15 protein-coding genes are annotated in these 19,565 nt (G+C 38.2%); 11 read left to right on the top strand and 4 right to left on the bottom strand.

What is annotated here, in order from left to right:
• Positions 1-26 precede the first annotated feature (26 nt).
• Both BMW64_RS09645 and BMW64_RS09640 read right to left on the bottom strand, forming a co-directional pair.
• Positions 27-347 carry a DUF4469 domain-containing protein gene (locus tag BMW64_RS09645; RefSeq protein ID WP_089999780.1) on the bottom strand — a complete coding sequence of 107 codons (321 nt, stop codon included), beginning with the start codon at positions 345-347 and terminating at the stop codon, positions 27-29.
• A 280-nt stretch (positions 348-627) separates the two neighbouring features.
• Positions 628-2,055 carry a hypothetical protein gene (locus BMW64_RS09640; RefSeq protein ID WP_089999779.1) on the bottom strand — a complete coding sequence of 476 codons (1,428 nt, stop codon included), beginning with the start codon at positions 2,053-2,055 and terminating at the stop codon, positions 628-630.
• Positions 2,056-3,110: 1,055 nt separating this feature from the next.
• Here BMW64_RS09640 and BMW64_RS09635 point away from each other — a divergent pair.
• Positions 3,111-5,057 carry a M1 family metallopeptidase gene (locus BMW64_RS09635; RefSeq protein ID WP_089999778.1) on the top strand — a complete coding sequence of 649 codons (1,947 nt, stop codon included), beginning with the start codon at positions 3,111-3,113 and terminating at the stop codon, positions 5,055-5,057.
• 149 nt (positions 5,058-5,206) lie between these two features.
• On the top strand, positions 5,207-6,034 hold the full coding sequence (locus BMW64_RS09630) for an endonuclease/exonuclease/phosphatase family protein (RefSeq protein WP_090000124.1): 828 nt from the start codon (positions 5,207-5,209) through the stop codon (positions 6,032-6,034).
• Positions 6,035-6,064: 30 nt separating this feature from the next.
• Here the strand turns inward: BMW64_RS09630 and BMW64_RS09625 are convergent, their stop codons facing one another.
• Positions 6,065-6,643: a TetR/AcrR family transcriptional regulator gene (locus BMW64_RS09625; protein ID WP_089999777.1), complete on the bottom strand. Its 579-nt coding sequence runs from the start codon at positions 6,641-6,643 to the stop codon at positions 6,065-6,067.
• Between the two features lie 555 nt (positions 6,644-7,198).
• Between BMW64_RS09625 and clpB the strand changes: the two genes are divergently transcribed.
• From clpB to BMW64_RS09590, 6 genes are all read left to right on the top strand, one after another.
• Entirely contained in the window at positions 7,199-9,793 is a 2,595-nt protein-coding gene (clpB, locus tag BMW64_RS09620) for an ATP-dependent chaperone ClpB (RefSeq protein ID WP_089999776.1), read from the top strand.
• Between the two features lie 207 nt (positions 9,794-10,000).
• Complete coding sequence (locus tag BMW64_RS09610) at positions 10,001-10,543, top strand: hypothetical protein (RefSeq protein WP_089999774.1); 543 nt, start codon at positions 10,001-10,003, stop codon at positions 10,541-10,543.
• A 32-nt stretch (positions 10,544-10,575) separates the two neighbouring features.
• Positions 10,576-11,223: a hypothetical protein gene (locus BMW64_RS09605; RefSeq protein WP_089999773.1), complete on the top strand. Its 648-nt coding sequence runs from the start codon at positions 10,576-10,578 to the stop codon at positions 11,221-11,223.
• On the top strand, positions 11,202-11,987 hold the full coding sequence (locus tag BMW64_RS09600; RefSeq protein ID WP_089999772.1) for a sensor histidine kinase: 786 nt from the start codon (positions 11,202-11,204) through the stop codon (positions 11,985-11,987). The genes BMW64_RS09605 and BMW64_RS09600 overlap by 22 nt, the downstream gene beginning before the upstream one ends.
• Positions 11,984-12,622 carry a response regulator transcription factor gene (locus tag BMW64_RS09595; protein WP_089999771.1) on the top strand — a complete coding sequence of 213 codons (639 nt, stop codon included), beginning with the start codon at positions 11,984-11,986 and terminating at the stop codon, positions 12,620-12,622. The genes BMW64_RS09600 and BMW64_RS09595 overlap by 4 nt, the downstream gene beginning before the upstream one ends.
• 189 nt (positions 12,623-12,811) lie before the next feature.
• Complete coding sequence (locus BMW64_RS09590) at positions 12,812-13,807, top strand: zinc metalloprotease (protein WP_089999770.1); 996 nt, start codon at positions 12,812-12,814, stop codon at positions 13,805-13,807.
• 59 nt (positions 13,808-13,866) lie between these two features.
• Here the strand turns inward: BMW64_RS09590 and BMW64_RS09585 are convergent, their stop codons facing one another.
• The gene (locus tag BMW64_RS09585) at positions 13,867-15,729 is read right to left on the bottom strand and encodes a M1 family metallopeptidase (protein ID WP_089999769.1); all 1,863 of its coding nucleotides are present in this window, start codon (positions 15,727-15,729) and stop codon (positions 13,867-13,869) included.
• Positions 15,730-16,093: 364 nt separating this feature from the next.
• Here BMW64_RS09585 and BMW64_RS09580 point away from each other — a divergent pair, with 364 nt between their 5' ends.
• From BMW64_RS09580 to paaA, 3 genes are all read left to right on the top strand, one after another.
• Positions 16,094-17,410: a phenylacetate--CoA ligase family protein gene (locus BMW64_RS09580; RefSeq protein ID WP_089999768.1), complete on the top strand. Its 1,317-nt coding sequence runs from the start codon at positions 16,094-16,096 to the stop codon at positions 17,408-17,410.
• Positions 17,411-18,496, top strand: a complete 1,086-nt coding sequence (locus BMW64_RS09575; RefSeq protein WP_089999767.1) for a 2Fe-2S iron-sulfur cluster-binding protein — start codon at positions 17,411-17,413, stop codon at positions 18,494-18,496. It begins immediately after the preceding gene.
• Positions 18,497-18,610: 114 nt separating this feature from the next.
• Complete coding sequence (gene paaA, locus BMW64_RS09570) at positions 18,611-19,549, top strand: 1,2-phenylacetyl-CoA epoxidase subunit PaaA (RefSeq protein WP_089999766.1); 939 nt, start codon at positions 18,611-18,613, stop codon at positions 19,547-19,549.
• Positions 19,550-19,565: the final 16 nt, after the last annotated feature.

The following is a 19,565-nucleotide window of genomic DNA, read 5'->3' as shown; positions in this document are numbered from 1 at the left end:
TGCACCGATGCAATCCGCTTGTTATTCTACGGCCAATTCTCTGTCAAGGTTGCGACGCGAGGTTCCTTTAGAATAATAATGCCTGCATATTGCGTTACGACCTTTATTTCATAAGTTCCTGCTGCTAATTCAGGAATTACCACCATAACCTCCGAAGGATTATTCGTAACAATATCGGACGCCTCTAATTTTATTCTGGCCTGCATGGCGGCATTGACAAAAAACACGCCCACCGAAGGATCTTCGCCTGTTACTTTCATCGTGCTGCCGGCGATCTCCAGGTTTCTGCCCGAAGTGAGCAGATCATTTACAAAATCGCTTTTGACGTCCGTAACCTGTAAGATCACTGCTGAACATTAAGGCTGCGCTCGCTCGCGGTGCGCGCTGTGAAGTCATTGGGATTTGTCTTTCATTAAAACATTATCGTATAGATATGCTTTGATTCTGCGAAGAATTGTTGCCATATTAATTTGCTTTTAAAATGATTGAAGGTTTAGGGTTGTCAGTTATAGATTGTAAGTAAGATCAGTTGGCTGGCTAAAGCGTTCTGCTTGCGACCAAACCCTGTCTAAGCATTGCTTTAAACCTATAGAACCAGATGCTCGCGCCATCGGAACATATAATGTATTAATATTTAGTTACTGTTAATACATATATTCCATTAGATCCTGAAGATCTAAATCGGGTAGCATAAACTTTGTAAAGATTATTTCTTCCTGGGACTATAACCTCAGAAGTAAACTGAAGTTCTAATGCATTATTAAAGTAATCTCCATTCGTATCCTGTAAAATAGCCCAGGACAAAGAATTAGCTGTTGTTGTACTTATTGAAAATGATCTTATCCTCTGGTTATCATTTGACCACTGCCAAATATCCATGCCTCGTATAGCTGTAGTAAGATTTGGATTAGCTGTAAATCTCATGTAAACAATACCATAAGTACCGGAATCGGGGTTGATCTTAAATTCAAGATCATCCATTTTAACAGTATAGGCCGCATTAGCATTGGCCGAGGTATAGATTATCTTTTTTGTTGTTACATTTGTTCCAACCTCATCACCTACCGATACTGTACAGCCTGTCGCTCCAAATACGGTTGATCCCAGATTGAAGCTGGCTACAATCGGGCTGTTTTGTGAGGGTGTTCCGCTTACTGTATAGCTTAATACTCCTGATCCGCTTTCAAGTTCCCCACTGTTCAGCGTAGCTGTTAAACCAGTATTTACTGTAGAACTGATTCCGGTTCCTCCTGAAAATAACCCTGCATTTCCTCCCGTATATGGAACTTTAAGTACTCCTGTGTAAGCAACTCCTGCTGAAAGTGTATTGGGCTCTAGATAAGCATCTGTACATTTAAGACTTGTAATAGTAGGAGATATTGTGGGATTATTATTCACCGATCTCCATTCTGTACCATTCCAGAATACAAAACCTTTAAAAGCTAAACCGGCTGCCCCGGTATTGTAAGCCATTAATCCGGTAGCAGGAGAAGGGATGGTGGTTTGATCGGTAGAACCTGTCAGGGCTACTCTTGGAATAAGCATTCCTTTGTTAGTTGAAGCCACTTCCAATGCTGCACTGGCATCCGGGCTGCTTGTTCCTATTCCCACTTGTCCATTATCTTTTGCCACAAAGTCTGCTCCTACGGCTCTGACTGTACCATCTGCTTTCGTTCCTAATTTTACCAGACCGTTGGTGGTGTCATTTACCCAGGCATCGTTGGTGGTATCTCCCGCGGCTGCCCCGGTCATTTTCTGCCACACACTACCATCATAAAAGTAATACCCTTCCGTAGTTACATTCACGGTTTTGGTATCGGTGGGACTAGCTGCTGATTTAGCATAGACAATCACTCCTTTTTGAGAAGTTCCGTAAGCTGTGGTTTTGAGCGAATTACCGTCTAATTGTGGAATAAGAAGTCCCTCCGGTTTGCTGCCGTCGATTGTATTAGGACTGATATCAAGGGTTGCTTTCGGAGAAGTATTATTAATCCCTACCTGAGCGAACGCCGTAAGGCTGATGAACAGAACAGCCAGTGTAATAATGTTTTTCATTGTTTATGTATTGTAAGTTGTTAATGTTTTGATGACTTTATTTATTGAACACGAAGTGCACAAAGTTTTTTAATGCCTAATGCTTTTAAATTTCACAAAGCCGCTTCGCTTATAAGAGCTCACGGAGTAAACTATTGAAGATGGACGACCACTCATTGTATCGAACTCCGGAAATTCCCATCCTCCGGAGGGGGTGGCGAAAATTCAATGAATTTTTGACGGGGTGGTTGTGTCTAGTCATCCATAATTTAATTTTATGACTCAGCCCATATGCATTATTTCTATAGAACACGAGTGCGCAAAGTTTTTTTAATGTATAATGCTTTAAGTTTCACAAAGGCGCTTCGCTTATAAGAGCTCGCAGAGATTAAACACGAAGGACATTAATGGTTTACTACGAACTCAACTAATGTTACGTGGTATTCTTTGCTGAGATCCCTACGGAAATCGAAGATTCGACGGAGTCAATGACAAACCGAATGGATAGTATATGGTTGCTTGCTGCGAATGAAAATCAACGATTTTCAAAACTTATGTGCTCTTTTGTTTCACAGTTTTTAATCTTGCCTCTTATGTGACTTATGTGGTAAAAAACTGTGTTATGATTAAGCTGGTGGAGGACGGCTGAAGTAGCTTGTGGTAATTTTTAAAGTAAAAGGTATATTACTGAATAGGACTAAGTACAGTATCCTTAAGCAGAAATGCAGGAACAGAGGTAGATGGAGATGGTTCATCAATTTGTTTTTTTTATCAAGTGTGCAATAAAGTAGTCTTTCCCAGACTATATTTAGGCAGCAAATGTAAATATTTTATGATTATATAAAACAATATTATCTTGTTTTTTTAATATGTTAAATCGCAAATCTCGCTAGAACTCTTCTAAAGCATCCGATTTAAATTGAATTCAGACTTTTAAACGATAAGCTTTACTGGTTATTTACTTTGGCCAGGAAGGGTAAAACCTTTCGCACAGCGATCCCAAACCGGGAATATTATCATGCCTTTTCCTCTTTGTGGGATGTTTATTTTTACTATCTTGTCGTCAAAAAAGAATTATGAAAATGACATTTCGAAATCTTGTTTCTGCATTAGCTGTTGTCGCTTTTTCGCAGTCTTATGCGCAGGAATCACCAAAGTATGATTATGTGGAAGCTTTCAAGCCTTTTTTCTATACACAGACCGGTACCTCAACAAGATCTGCAAGCGGGCAGCCAGGATATGCCTACTGGCAGAATGCAGCGGATTATCACCTCAACGTAAGCCTCAATGAAGTGAATAATGAAATTACCGGAACAGCCGAAATAAAATATACCAACAACAGCCCTGATAAACTTGGTTTTCTGTGGCTTCAGCTTGATCAGAATTTATTTGAAAAAGATTCACGCGGAAATGCGGTGGTGCCTATGTCAGGAAGTCGAAACGGTGCGCATGGTGAAGAATTTCAAGGTGGCTATAAGATAAAATCGGTAAAACTTGAGGGTAAGGAGGTACACTATACCATCACCGATACAAGAATGCAGATCGATCTTCCATCTGAACTAAAAGCCCGCGGCGGTGTTGCTAAGATTACAATTGAATATTCTTTCATCTCCCCGCAATATGGATCCGATCGGATGGGAATACAGGATAGCAAAAACGGGAAGATCTTTACCATGGCCCAGTGGTATCCGAGAATGTGTGTCTATGACGACGTCATGGGATGGAATACCATGCCCTATCTGGGAGCCTCCGAATTTTATCTTGAATATGGAGATATTACAGCTAATATTACAGTACCGGCCAGTCATTACGTCGTGGCATCCGGAGAGCTTCTGAATGCTAAAGAAGTCTACACCAAAGAAGAAAACAGCCGATGGGAGCAGGCAAGGAACAGCGATAAAACCGTTATGATCCGCCCTGAATCAGAGATCGGAAAGGATAAACAGGCCGGAACAAAAACCTGGAAATTTAAAATAAAACAGGCGAGGGATTTTGCCTGGGCATCGTCAGCCGCCTTTGTACTAGATGCTGCCAGGATCAACCTTCCGAGCGGTAAGAAATCATTGGCTATTTCTGCTTATCCTGCGGAGAGTGGGGGCGAAAAAGCATGGGGAAGATCGACGGAATATACCAAGGCGGCTATTGAGCATTATTCTGCAAAATGGTACGAATATACTTACCCTGCGGCCACCAATGTTGCCGGAAATGAAGGCGGGATGGAATATCCGGGAATTGTATTCTGTCATATGACTTCTAAAGGTGCAGGGCTTTGGGGTGTTACTGATCATGAATTCGGACACAACTGGTTCCCGATGATCGTAGGCTCTAATGAAAGACTGTTTGCATGGATGGATGAAGGATTTAATACTTTTATTAACGAACTTTCTACGGAAGCTTTTAATAAAGGCGAATATTATCAGAAGAAAAATGTTGCGCAAATGGGATCTTTCCTGATGAACGACCGTTTTGAGACGATGATGACAGGAGCGGATAATATGAAGGAAAGCAGTATTGGTATTCTGGCTTACTTTAAACCTGGGGTAGGGTTAGGTGTCCTGAGAGAGTCAATTCTGGGACCTGAAAAGTTTGATAAGGCTTTCAGAACCTATATTCAGCGCTGGGCTTTTAAACATCCTACGCCCTGGGACTTTTTTCATACTATGGAAAACGTTTCGGGAGAAGAGCTGAACTGGTTCTGGAGAGGATGGTTTATCAATAAATGGAAAATTGACCAAGCTGTAAAAAGTGTAAAGTATGTGAACGATGACTTTAAAAACGGAGCACTCATCACTGTTGAGAATATCGGCCAGCTGCCTATGCCAACGACTGTTCAGGTGAAATTCAAGGATGGTACGGAGCAGACGGCAAATATTCCGATTGAGGTATGGAAAAGAAATGCCGAGTGGACATTCCGGTTAGATTCAGCAAAAGAAATTATTGAGGTAAAGCTTGACCCTAAATCACAGATCCCGGATGTTAACATGACAAACAACATGTGGACTTCAGCAGATGCAAAACCATAAGGAAATTAAAGCAGGAATTAAATGTCCTGGACCATAATATGCTGCAAACTCCGGAAATCCGGAGTTTTTTATTTTAAATTAAGTTCAAACTGAGTGTTGTCTTCATGATAAGCCTTACTTTTGTCTGAGCTAATTAAAAATATATGATTATGAATTTCAGATTTTCAATCGTAGGTCTTATGATGTTTGCATTAGGTTTTTCGCAGGATCTTAAAGTGATGAGCTTCAACATCCGTCTGAATGTAGATTCTGATAAAGAAAACTCGTGGACAAAGAGAAAACAGGATGTAGCAGATCTGCTGACGTATTATCACCCGGATTATTTCGGCGTTCAGGAAGCCCTGCCAGAGCAGATGAAGGATATTAAAAGCAGATTGAAAAATTACGATTATGTAGGGGTGGGCAGAGACGACGGCAAGGAGAAAGGTGAATTTTCTGCCCTATTTTATGATACCAACAGACTTCAGGTTATAAAATCGGGTACCTTCTGGCTTTCCGAAACTCCTGAAAAGCCTTCTAAAGGCTGGGATGCAGCGTTGAACAGAATTTGTACCTACGCGCTTTTCAAAGATAAAGAATCAAAAAAAGAATTCATGGCCCTGAATCTTCATTTCGATCATATCGGAAACGTGGCAAGGGTAAAATCTTCTGAGCTGATCTTAAAGAAAATTAAAGAGCTTAATACTAGAAATTTACCGGTAACCGTTAGCGGGGATTTTAATTTAACGGAAAATTCGGAACCCATTAAGATTATGTCGCAGAATGTGCAGGACAGCTTCTATCATTCCGAAACAAAACATTACGGACCGAAAGGAACTTTCACGGGTTTTAATGTCAACGAAATTCCAAAAGACAGAATCGACTATATTTTTGTAAAAGGATTTAAAATTAAATCTCACAGACATATCAACGACAGACGCGAAAACCTGCTGTATCCGTCGGATCATTTTCCGGTGCTTACCGATCTGCAGTTTTAAAATATCATTGGAGAGAAATCAGTGAGCTTATCACTGTTTATTATTTCCCAAAAGACCGTACAGAATCTTATCTCTGATCTCATCGGTGATCTCTGATGTAGATTCTGTATTTCTTTTAAACCAGAAATAAGAATTATTCAATGTATGTAGAATGAATCTAGTGGTAAAAGCCGGCGATTTCAGTTCCCAGTTTTCGGCCTGATGAATTTGGGAGATCAGCTCTTCCACTTCCTGCTGATAGCTTTTTCGTAAAGCAATAAACTCGGGAAGACGTTCTTCCAGGTGCTTCCATTCGTTTGAGTAGATATGGGTAACGTCGCGGTTTTTAAGGACAACCGATAAATGTTTATCCAGAAAAAGGTTTAATTTTTCCTTCGGCGGAATATCCGTATTTTTCACCTCCTGCAGTTCATCAAAAAACTCTTGGGCAATCCCAAAACAAATCCATTCTAAAATTTCTTCTTTGGAGCGGATGTGCGCATACAAAGAAGCGGCTTTGATATTAAGTTTCGTGGCTAAATCCCGTACAGAACTGCCCATATAGCCCTTTTCCTTGAAGAGTTCTACGGCTACATCTAATATTTTCTTTTGTTTTTCTTTAAGCTCCATCTGGTAAAAGGCAAAAGTAATTATTTTGATTTTAATATTCTGATTTTCGGATTATGATTTTTGATCCGACAATTGTCATACTGACGAAGGAAGAATCTATAACATTAATAATAAGTGATTCTTCATTTCACTTTGTTCCATTCAGAATGAAAGAGATATTTTTTTATATATGAATAAGTGAAGCCATCTTAAACCCACTTTACTTCTTAATTAAAGTCTTAATGGTTTAAAACACATGCCTTTTATTTAAATTTACCAACTATGACTATTCTTCCGATAATTTTCATTAAATTTAATAAGAATCGGAAAAGTTGTCTTTATAATATCTCTTATCGCTATATATTTCGGAAATTTTGTCTGTATTTTTTGAAAATTCAATAATTGAATACTTTTTGCGATATAGTTTTCGAATTAAATGATTAAATAAAGATGGAGGGCATCAGAAATTAGAAAATCAGATATAAAAATTAACATTTATTACATCTTTATGATCTGAAATCTGATGTCTGAAATCAATAATCGGGAACTTTAAATTACATCAAAAATATATAGAATATGAACTTAAACCAATATACTGTAAAATCGCAGGAAGCCATCCAGGCCGCTCAACAGGTAGCCATGGAGTTTGGTAACCAGAGTATTGAGCCTCAACATCTTCTTGAAGGTATTTTTCAGGTGGATGAAAATATTTCGCCATTCTTATTAAAAAAATCTGAAGCAGACGCTGCTTTGGTAAGAGAGCGAAACCGTGAAAATTTAGAAAAGCTCCCAAAAGTGCAGGGAGGAAATATTTATCTTTCACAATCGGCGAATAAAGTTTTGCTTGATGCACCCAACATCGCTAAGAAAATGGGTGATGAATATGTGACGATCGAGCATTTATGGCTTTCGTTACTGGAAACAAATTCAGAAGTTTCGAAAATGCTGAAAGATATGGGCGTTACGAAAAATCTTCTGGAGGGTGGAATTAAAGAATTAAGAAAAGGAAGCAAGGCCACTTCTGCAAGCTCAGAGGAAACCTATCAGTCCTTAAATAAATATGCAAAAAACTTCAACGAATTAGCCGCAGAAGGGAAATTGGATCCCGTAATCGGCCGTGATGAAGAAATCAGAAGGGTCTTGCAGATTCTTTCGAGAAGGACGAAAAACAATCCGATTCTGATCGGGGAACCGGGTGTTGGTAAAACTGCCATCGCTGAAGGAATTGCCCACAGAATTATCAGTGGTGACGTTCCTGAAAACCTAATGGATAAAACTTTATATTCATTGGATATGGGGGCTTTGATCGCCGGTGCAAAATACAAAGGTGAGTTTGAAGAACGTTTGAAATCCGTTGTAAATGAAGTGATCAAATCAGACGGGCAAATTATTCTTTTCATCGATGAGATTCACACATTAGTGGGAGCTGGAGGTGGTGAAGGTGCAATGGATGCTGCTAATATTCTGAAACCTGCTTTGGCAAGAGGAGAATTAAGAGCAATCGGTGCAACGACTTTAAATGAATATCAAAAATATTTTGAAAAAGATAAAGCGTTGGAAAGACGTTTCCAGAAAGTGATGGTGGAAGAACCTGATACGGAATCCGCAATTTCCATCCTTCGAGGAATTAAAGATAAATATGAAGCGCACCACAAAGTAAGAATCAAAGATGAAGCAATTATTGCGGCGGTGGAAATGTCTCAAAGATACATCTCTGATCGATTTTTACCGGACAAAGCTATTGATTTGATTGATGAAGCTTCAGCGAAACTGAGAATGGAAATCAATTCAAAACCTGAAGAGCTGGATGTCCTGGACAGAAAACTGATGCAGCTGGAGATCGAATTGGCAGCTATTTCAAGAGAAGGAAACCAAACGAAAATTGACCATTTAAAAGAAGATATTGCCAAAATTTCTGAACAGAGAAATGAAATCAACGCAAAATGGTTAAAAGAAAAACAAAAATCTGAAGATTTAACCCAGATTAAAAAAGATATTGAATCTCTGAAATTAGAGGCTGAAAGAGCTTCAAGAGCCGGAGATTATGCAAAAGTAGCGGAAATCCAGTATGGAAAACTTCGTGAAAAAGAAGAAGAGCTTTCCAAGCTTGAAATCGAGATGCAAAATCATCAGAATGAATTGATTAAAGAGGAAGTGACTTCTGAAAATATCTCCGAAGTCATTGCAAAATGGACAGGAATTCCTGTGACGAAACTGCTTCAGTCTGAAAGAGAAAAGTTATTAAATCTTGAAACTGAACTTCATCACAGAGTAGTTGGGCAAGACGAAGCCATCACAGCGGTTGCCGATGCCATCAGAAGAAACAGAGCGGGATTAAGCGATGATAAAAAGCCGATCGGTTCTTTCTTATTTTTAGGAACAACCGGTGTCGGAAAAACCGAGCTGGCAAAAGCCCTGGCTGAATTTTTATTCGATGATGAAAACAATATGACGAGAATTGATATGAGTGAATACCAGGAACGTCATAGCGTTTCGAGATTGGTGGGTGCGCCTCCGGGATATGTAGGGTATGATGAAGGCGGACAACTGACAGAAGCCGTGAGAAGGAGACCTTATTCTGTAGTGCTTTTAGATGAAATTGAGAAAGCGCATCCGGATGTGTTCAACACGTTGCTGCAGGTTTTGGATGATGGACGTTTAACGGATAATAAAGGCCGTGTTGTGAATTTCAAAAACTCGATCATCATTATGACCTCGAATTTAGGTTCGCACTTAATTCAGGAGAATTTTGAAAATATTACCGATGAAAATCAGGATGAAATTGTTGACAAAACAAAAGATGAAGTTTTTGATTTATTGAAGCAGACTTTACGTCCGGAATTCTTAAACAGAATTGATGAGGTGGTATTGTTCCAGCCTTTAAGAAAAAAAGAAATCGGAAAAATCGTTCAGTATCAGCTGAGAGGATTTAATGATATGCTCGCAAAAAGAAATATCATTATGACCGCTACTCAGGATGCGGTAGATTATCTGATGAATAAAGGATATGATCCGGCTTTCGGAGCCAGACCTTTGAAAAGAGTAATCCAACAGGAAGTTTTAAACAGACTATCCAGAGAGATTCTTGCAGGAAAAGTGAATGACGGTGACAGAATCACTTTAGATTATTTCGAGGAAACAGGTTTGGTGTTCAGACCGACAGATCTATAAGTAGTTTTTTTCATATATATATTATTTTTGTAAGTAAGTGCTGCAGGTTTTCTGCAGCACTTATTTTTTTGATTTATGCTAATGGTTTTGTTCAAATTATACAATCCGTAAAAACCCCATAAATAAACAGGAAAAAAACGTATTACTGCAATATGTTTTTTTACGAAATTTGCAGCATCAACTAACATTCTAAAAAAAAACTAGCTTATGAAAACAAAATCTAACCCGGGAGCTGAAACTCCGGACCTTAAGCTGCTACCCAACACAATGACCAACGATCTTATCCGTACGCTGGTAGATAATTACAGGAGTAATCAATTGATGTATGTAAAAGAAAAACTGGGAATCGAAGATGCTCATTCTATCCATTTTGATCTCACGACCCTGAAGAAATTTATTTCCGATATTGAAGCATTATCCATCACAAATAATCCTGATATAAATACAGAAGATCTTGGTATAAGATTCTACTATGCCGCTTATCCTAAAGCAGAAAACTGGGATCTCATGGTTCATACACCTGTACAAAAAGAATACGCTGGAAGGCATACGCTGGTAATGGTTCCTACTATTAAACGGAAAGATGATAACGGAGAAATGGGTGATTACGATTTTAATCCTTTAGTTATGAGCAGAAAAGGAACGATTGCGGGGACTTCTGGAAAGGATTCCGATACAGCTATTGAATTTATTTGTCAGAATCATGGTACATTATCTCCTCCTGCAACAAAAATAACAGAATTGTTTTAGGATAAAAATTTATATTTATACAAACAGGCACAATGAGTGAATTTCAAAGAGTACTACAGGAATCTTTAATCTGGACTGAGGGGCTGGCTGCCATTATTTCTATCATATTTTACAAAAATGCAAAGGATTCTTATTGGAAGTACTTTTCCATTTACTTAATCGTCATGTTTTTAAGTGAAGTGTTTGGAAAATGGGGTGGCAATCTTATAGAATATAGCAAACCGATATTTTTTAATTATTTTGTCATTCCTATTGAATTTTTATTTCTCTATTGGCTATATGCTTCAAAAACATTTAAAAAGCCTAAATTATTTTATATTGTATCACTTCTTTATTTGCTTTCCTTTATTCCCAATGAATATTTCTTCGGGGCAGGGAAAATAATTTTTTCGTTCAATTATACATTTGGCTGCCTTATTCTGATGATTCTTGTAATAATGGAATATTACAGACAGATTAATTCTTCAGAAATTTTACATTTTAATAAGAATAAAATGTTTTACATTAATCTGGGGGTAACTTTATTTTATATCGGAACGTTGCCATTCTGGACATTTTTTAACCTGTTAAGCAAATATCCGGAGCTATGGAATATTTATTTTAATTATTTCCTTATGACAGGAATCATTATGTATATATTATTTTCAATTTCATTCATATGGGGAAAACAGAGCTCCTGATAACAATTATACTATTCAACATGTTTTTTGTGTTGTTTGTAGCCGCCGTGATGGTGTACATCCGGAAATACAGACAGCGCAAAAAAGAATACCTGAATGAGATTGAGGTAAAAAACGAAATTCACAAACGTGAACTTCTGGCTACCCAACTGGAAATCCAGCAGGCGACCATGCAACAGATCGGCCGGGAGCTTCATGATAATATCGGACAAAAGCTTACCCTGGTGAGTCTTTATACCCAACAACTTCTATACGAAAATAAAGCTCCTGAAGTAAGCGAAAGAATTGATCAGGTGTCGCAAATTATCAACCAGTCATTACAGGATCTCAGAAGCTTATCGAAAACCCTGACAGATGATAATATCAACCAAAAGGAAATCGTAACTTTAATCCAGGAAGAAGTGGACAATACCAACGCTTTCAAAAAATGTCATGTCGATTTTAAGCATAATTTTCAACAGCTCGATCTGGGATTTGTTCATAAAAATGTTCTGCTAAGAATTACTCAGGAATTTATTCAGAACAGTATAAAACATGCGCATTGCAAGAATATTTTTATTAGTCTGAATACTTCTGAAGAAGCCCTCTGGGAGCTGAATATTAAAGACGATGGGATCGGTTTTGACCAATCATCCGTCAGGTCAAACGGAATCGGCCTTACCAACATGGAAAACAGAGCACGGATTATCGGCGCTGATTTTAACCTCGAAAGTAAGGAACATTTAGGAACCACACTCAACATTATTTTAAAAAGACAGCCATGAAAAAAACGATAGTGATTGTAGACGATCACATCCTTATTGCAAAAGCATTAGAGGGTATTATTGGGAATTTTAAAGATTTCGAAGTGATTTATGTTGCCGAAAACGGCAGAGATCTTATTCAGAAATTTGAAAATAACAGCAGTATTCCGGATATTATTTTAATGGACATCAGCATGCCGATCATGGATGGATTCGAAACTGTTCTGTGGCTCAAAGAAAATCATCCTGGTATCAAAGTCATGGCATTAAGCATGCAGGGTGACGATAAAAGTGTGATCAAAATGATTAAAAACGGAGCAAAAGGATATTTGCTTAAAAATACCCATCCAAAAGATCTCGAAAACGCCTTAATTAAGCTTAATACTGAGGGTTTTTTCTATCCGGACTGGGCATCAAAAATTATTTTTTCTAATATGAATAATCATGATCCTGCCGGAAATATCAGGATTTCTGAACGCGAAAAAGAATTTCTAAAGTACACCGTTACCGAGCTCAGCTATAAAGAAATTGCCGACAAAATGTGTTGCAGCCCCAGAACTGTGGAAAGCTACAGAGATCAGCTTTGCGAGAAACTGGATCTTAAAACCCGTGTAGGATTGGCTGTATTTGCAATTAAAAATGGTTTTGCGGGCTAAGTTAAGGTTTAACAGAAATTAAATTTAAGTAGTTTTTTATCAATAAAAGCTTATTTGTATTGATATGTTTTGGGATTATGTTTAAAATTGTTATTGATTGAATAATAAAAATATATAACAATTGGGTGAAATACTTGCGTAGTAATTCCGAATTTTATAATTTCATTTTCGTAACAAAATATTCCTTTTATGAAAAAACTACTATTCGGAGTTCTCGTACTGAGCTTCATGTCCGGCTGTAACAGCGACAACATTGCAAACCAAACCGAAGAATCATCAAACAAGCAGGAATCTTTGTCTGGATCAGCCTTAAAAAGAGGCTGTCCTTCTGAGGAAATTAGGAAAATTGCCCTCCAGAACAGCTCAGAGCTCAGACAAAAATATTCTGAACTTGAATCCAAAACTGAAAAATTTCAAAATGACCTTAAGCTTGGAAAAGTACTTTCTGATGGGACGGTTGAAATTCCGGTCGTGGTAAATGTTTTATACCGAACATCATCGGAGAATATTTCCGCTTCCCGTATTGCAGAGCAGATTGCTGTTCTGAATGCAGATTATGGAGGAACAAATACCGATGCTTCGAGTATACCAACTGCCTTTCAGGGAGTAAAAGCCGGGGATGTAAAAGTCAGATTCAGACTGGCAAACACAGTAAGAAAATCAACCACAAAAACCAGCTGGAGTACAAATGATGCCATGAAAAGATCTTCCAGCGGCGGTATTGATGCAACCAGTCCTGCCAATTATCTCAATATATGGGTTGTTGGAAATATGGGCCAGATTCTAGGCTATGCTACTTTCCCTGAATCCTCAGGACTATGGAACGATGGTGTTGTAATAGCTGCTTCCTATTTCGGTAAAACGGGTGCTTCGGCTCCGTTTAACAAAGGAAGAACTGCAACTCATGAAGTGGGACATTATTTAAATTTAAGACATATCTGGGGAGATGCCAATTGCGGAAACGACCTTGTATCCGATACTCCTACACAGACAGGACCAAATTATGGAACGCCAAGTTATCCTTTATATAATACCTGTGGCGGTGTTCAAAGATCTGTTATGTTCATGAATTATATGGATTACGTAGATGATGCGGCTATGTTCATGTTCTCTGCCGGTCAGAAAACAAGAATGCAGTCAGTAGTTGCTTCATCCGGGGCAAGATCAGGTTTAAGACTATATTAAATAACCTTTTCATCAATACGAAAGTCGGGCTGTTTCAGAATGAAACAGCCCGACTTGTTTTATAAAGATTTTTTATTATCCTCCGGCGTATAATCCATAAAGATACCTCCATCAATATTCACCGATTTTACTTTCTTGGTAATGGGGATGGTAAGCATCGTCTGCTTCTGATCTTTTTCCCATACGGACGGTGAAAAATGAAGCTTTTCAACCGTACCGTCATCATATCCGATCTCCGCATCAAATGGAATAGCGAAGCCACCAATGTTATTGATATTCACGGTAAGAAGACCATTTACCTGGATGGCTCCTGTTACTTTAAGATCAATATAATTATTAGTATAAAACCAGTTATTAAAGAACCAGTTAAGGTTTTTTCCTGAACCTGTATTCATTGAATAAAAATAATCCCACGGAATAGGATGTTTCCCATTCCAGTTATCCATATAATGATGAAGCGCTTTTTTAAAAACATCATCGCCAAGATAATCTTTCAGCGCAAGATAAGATAATGATGCTTTCACATAAGAATTGTTGCCATATCCCGCACCGCTTACCTGTGTGCTCATGGTAATGATCGGCTGATCTTGTTCTGCAGAAGGATCATTGATCCATCTTTTTACTCTGAAATTTTTATAAAATTCTTTGGCTTTTGCTTCACCGTTTTCATCGATTCCGATCAGGTATTCCAATGTGGTGGCCCAGCCTTCATCCATAAAAGCATATCTTGTTTCATTAATTCCCATGTAGAATGGGAAATAAGTGTGTGCAATTTCGTGATCCGCGGTTAACCTTGCATCCTGAAAATCATCAGGAATACTGGTGTCATTGATCATCATTGGATATTCCATATCGGCATATCCCTGCACGGCTGTCATGACATTGTAAGGATATTCCACGCCCGGCCAGTTTTTTGAAAACCAATCCAGGTTGTACTGCATCCATTCTACATAATGTTCAAAATCCTTTGCATCGGCTTTGTAAGCGGCCTGTACGCTGGCTCTTTTGGTTTTTAGCTGAACACTGGAAGCATCCCATGTATAATGATTACTCAATGCAAAACAGAAATCGGTGATATGATTGGCTTTAAATTTCCAGACGTTCCATTTGTTCTGCTTCGTGACTTTTTCGGCTTTCATTTCATGCTCAGTAGCAACATGAATGACCTTGTCACTTTTTAAAGAAGATTTAAATCTTTTTAAATATTCTGATTGAAGAACAGCTTCCGGATTGAGAAAATCCCCCGTGGCCCAGACTACATAATTCTTTGGAGCCGTAATGGCGAAACTATAGTCGTTAAAATCATTATAGAACTCCTGTCGGTCGGAGTGAGGAAGCATATCCCATCCATTGTAATCGTCATACACGGATATTCTCGGGAAAGAATAGGCAACATAAAACGTTTCCGGATCAATCTGGCCTTCTCTTCCGCTTTGTACCGATAGAGGATATTCCCATTCAATTTTAATTTCTGCTTTTCCTTTAGACTTTAAAGGAGTGTGGAGTTTGACCTTTTCTACTGTTCCCCAATTTTCACTGTTCACAGTATATTTTTCTCCGTTTACAGAGAATGATTTAATATGCAATCCGGATGTCAGAAAATCTTTAGAAACCATTCCTGATCTTGGAGCTTGGGGCTTATGTAAATTATTTACAAACCGGATAGCCAATTCACTAAGATTATTGGGACTGTTATTACTGTAAACGATCGTCTCTTTCCCTGAAACGATCTTTGTTCCGGCATCTACTTTTACCTCTACGTTATAGATTCCTTTATTCTGCCAGTAATTTTTTCCCGGTGCACCGGACAAGTCGCGGGTTCCGTTTTCGTATGCCTTTTTTATATTTCTTGGCATATACAGCTCCTGAGCGGAAAATTGCCATGAAGCCAAAAGCAATAATCCCCAAACTAATCTTCTCATTAAAGTTTTTTTATAATCAATTAATTTAACATAAAAATAATGAAAAACAGCAATAAAATATTACTTCATCTTATTATTTATCAGCTGTTAACAAGTAAAATTCAAGACAAATTGTATCCAGTTTTGGTTTTTTGCTTTCAGAATATATTGTACAGCTTTAATCGAACGCGCAAAGATACGTCAATTTAGGACGGATGCCATAAAAAGTATATTAAAAAGAAGTCCTATTTACAGCGTATTTAAACGGATTATTTTATAAAGTATTGCATTATTTTAATCAACCATATGACGAAAATCATAAAAATTTGGCAGAAACAAAAAATCTTTTTACATTTACGCCTAACAAGTGTTAGTTAGTTATAGTATGGATTTTTCAGTTGAATATTTAAAGCTTGACCAATTGAGACAGCTTCAATCTGAGCGATTGACTAGATTGGTAGATTATCTTGGAGGAAAGTCGGAATTTTATAAGAGAAAATTTAATGAATTAGGAATATCTCCGCAGGATATCAGGTCGATTGAAGATATTACGAAACTTCCGATTACTTACAAACAGGATTTGAGAGATAATTATCCGTTTGGATTATTTACTGTTCCGAAAAATGAGCTGCAGAGAATTCACTGCTCAAGCGGAACAACGGGAAAACCAACGGTAGTAGGATATACAAAAGAAGATGTTGATTTATTCAGCGAAGTGGTTGCAAGATCATTAAACGCAGCGGGAGCAAAACCGGGAATGCAGTTGCATAATGCCTACGGTTACGGAATTTTTACAGGCGGATTAGGACTTCATTATGGAGCAGAAAAATTAGGAATGAGCGTGTTGCCCATTTCAGGAGGAATGACAACGAGACAGGTAGATTTAATTATAGATTTTAAGCCTGAAGTTCTTTGCTGTTCACCCTCTTACGCTTTAACGCTAGCTGATGAATTTGCCAAAAGAGGAATTTCTGCGGATGAAATCAGTTTGAAATATGCCGTTTTAGGTTCTGAGCCGTGGACAGAAATTATCAGGCATCACATCGAAGAAAGGCTGGGTGTTCACGCGACCAATATTTATGGTTTAAGTGAAATTATCGGTCCAGGAGTTTCAATGGAAGATTTTGAGGAAAAAGGGGGTGCTTATATTTGGGAAGATCACTTTTATCCTGAAATTTTAGATCCGGTTACCAAACAGCCGGTGCCATTCGGGGAAGAAGGAGTTTTGGTAATCACGACTTTAACGAAAAAAGCAATGCCGCTGTTACGTTACTGGACAAATGATATCACAAGTCTCTATTACGACGAAAAAGGTAAAAGAACAATGGTAAAAATGAGACCCATTCTCGGAAGAGCCGATGATATGCTGATCGTAAGGGGAGTAAATGTCTATCCGAGTCAGATCGAGGAAGCATTTTCCCACGTGAAAGGAGTTGTTCCAAATTATTATCTGACACCTGTAGAAAAAGAACAAATGTGTGTCGCGCTGGATGTTGATGTGGAAGTAGATGATGAATTGGTACGGGCGCAAAATTTAAGTTTAAATACCGATGATTATGCTATTTTTGTCGGAAACTTTGGAAAAAGTATAGAAAACGAAATTAAAAAGCGGGTAGGAATCACTACAAAAGTAAAAATTCATGCCCAGGACAGTCTTCCGAAATGCGAAGGTGGAAAAATTAACAGAATACTTAAAAAATAAATGAATTCATTTTATAAACTAAAAACGGTTAAGGTTCAGAAAGATACCAACGATGCAGTAAATGTAGCCGTTGAAATTCCTGAAGAGTTGAAGGATAAATTCAGGTTTAAGCAGGGACAGTATCTTAATTTCAGAATGATGATCGACGGAAACGAAGAGAGACGGTCTTATTCTATCTGCAATGCGCCGAGTGAAAAAAGCAACACGCTGGAAGTATTGGTAAAACTATTGGAAGGTGGAAAGGTTTCCGGATATTTCAACGAGCATCTTCATATGGATGAAGTTCTTGAAGTAATGCCTCCAATGGGCGGCTTCAACACTTCCTATCACCCGACGAACGTTAAAACCTATATTGGTTTAGCGGCAGGAAGCGGAATTTCCCCGGTGTTGTCAAATATCAAAGAAAGTCTTTACCAGGAACCGAATTCAAATGCTTATCTGTTTTACAGCAACAGAAGCATGAATCATGTGATGAAAAAAGCTGAGATCGATAAATTGGTTGAACAATTCAACGGAAGGTTGAAAGTGGTTTATCTAGTAAGTCGTGAACAGCATGAAGACCCGATTTTCGAAGGTAGAATTTCTCCTGAAAAATTGGAACTTTTATTCGAAAGGTATACTGATATCGATGTAAAAGAAGCTACTTACTTCATTTGCGGACCTTCAGAAATGATCAAAGGGATTGCAGATTATTTAAAGAAAGATAAAAAAGTACCGGCAATACAGGTTTTATTTGAATATTTCACCGCTCCGGATGAAGAAAATACAGAAGAAATGAGCGATGAATTCAAAGCCATTGCCAATATCGAAAGTATGGTAACGGTGATCATTGATGATGATGAATATTCATTCCATTTAAATTCAAAAAAAGAAAGTATCTTAGATAAAGCATTGAAAGACAATCTCCCTGTGCCTTTTGCCTGTAAAGGCGGAGTTTGTTGTACGTGTAAAGCCGAAGTTTTAGAAGGTGAAGTTTTCATGGAAAAAAACTACGCGCTTACCGAAGAAGAAGTAGCCAGAGGTTATGTTCTTACCTGTCAGTGTCATCCTACAACGAATGTGGTGATGTTGAATTATGATGTTTAAAATTAATGTAACAATCTAACAATTTACCAGTGTAACAATCACTGTCATGCTGAGCTTGTCGAAGCATCTCTAATTGGTACATTGCTAAACTGATATATTGCTAAATTGAAAGCTATGGATTTAGAAAAATTTGTACAATACGTACATGAAGAAAATAAAGTAGAGCCAAAAGATGTAATGCCTGATGATTACAGGAAATTATTGGTTCGTCAGATTTCACAGCACGCCCATTCCGAAATTGTAGGGATGTTGCCAGAAGCCAACTGGATTTCCAGAGCACCTTCATTGAGAAGAAAAATGGCGCTTTTGGCAAAAGTTCAGGATGAGGCGGGCCATGGTTTATACCTTTATTCTGCAACTGAAACTTTAGGAGACGGAACGGTAAGAGCAGACAGAGATGCTACTTATGACGATATGCTTTCAGGAAAAGCAAAATATTCCAGCATCTTTAATTATCCGACTCTGAGTTGGGCAGATATCGGCGCAATCGGCTGGCTGGTGGACGGAGCTGCGATTATGAATCAGGTAATGTTGATGGGGAATTCTTACGGTCCTTACTCTAGAGCGATGGTGAAAATCTGTAAAGAAGAATCTTTCCATCAAAGACAAGGATACGAGATTTTGATGGCCCTTTGTCGTGGTACAAAACAGCAGAAAGAAATGGCGCAGGCTTCGCTAAACCGATTCTGGTGGCCGGCTTTAATGATGTTCGGTCCGAATGACGACAGTTCGCCAAACTCTAAGATCTCTATGAATTACAGAGTGAAAAGAGAAAGCAACGACAGCCTTCGTCAGAGATTTGTTGACGTTACCGTTGCTCAGGCTGAATTTTTAGGCTTAACCATTCCGGATAAAGATCTGAAATGGAATGAAGAAAGACAGCATTACGATTTCGGAGAGCTTCCTTGGGATGAATTTATGGAAATTTTAAAAGGAAACGGCCCTTGCAACAAAAAGCGTATCGAGACAAAAAGAAAAGCGCAGCGAGAAAACTCTTGGGTAAAAGAGGCCGCAGCGGCTTTTGCAGAGAAACAGGAAAAAATTTCAATATAACAATATACCAATGTAA

This window comes from Chryseobacterium taichungense, assembly GCF_900109935.1.
Lineage (GTDB): Bacteria > Bacteroidota > Bacteroidia > Flavobacteriales > Weeksellaceae > Chryseobacterium > Chryseobacterium taichungense.
This window is presented reverse-complemented; position numbering and strand designations above follow the sequence as displayed.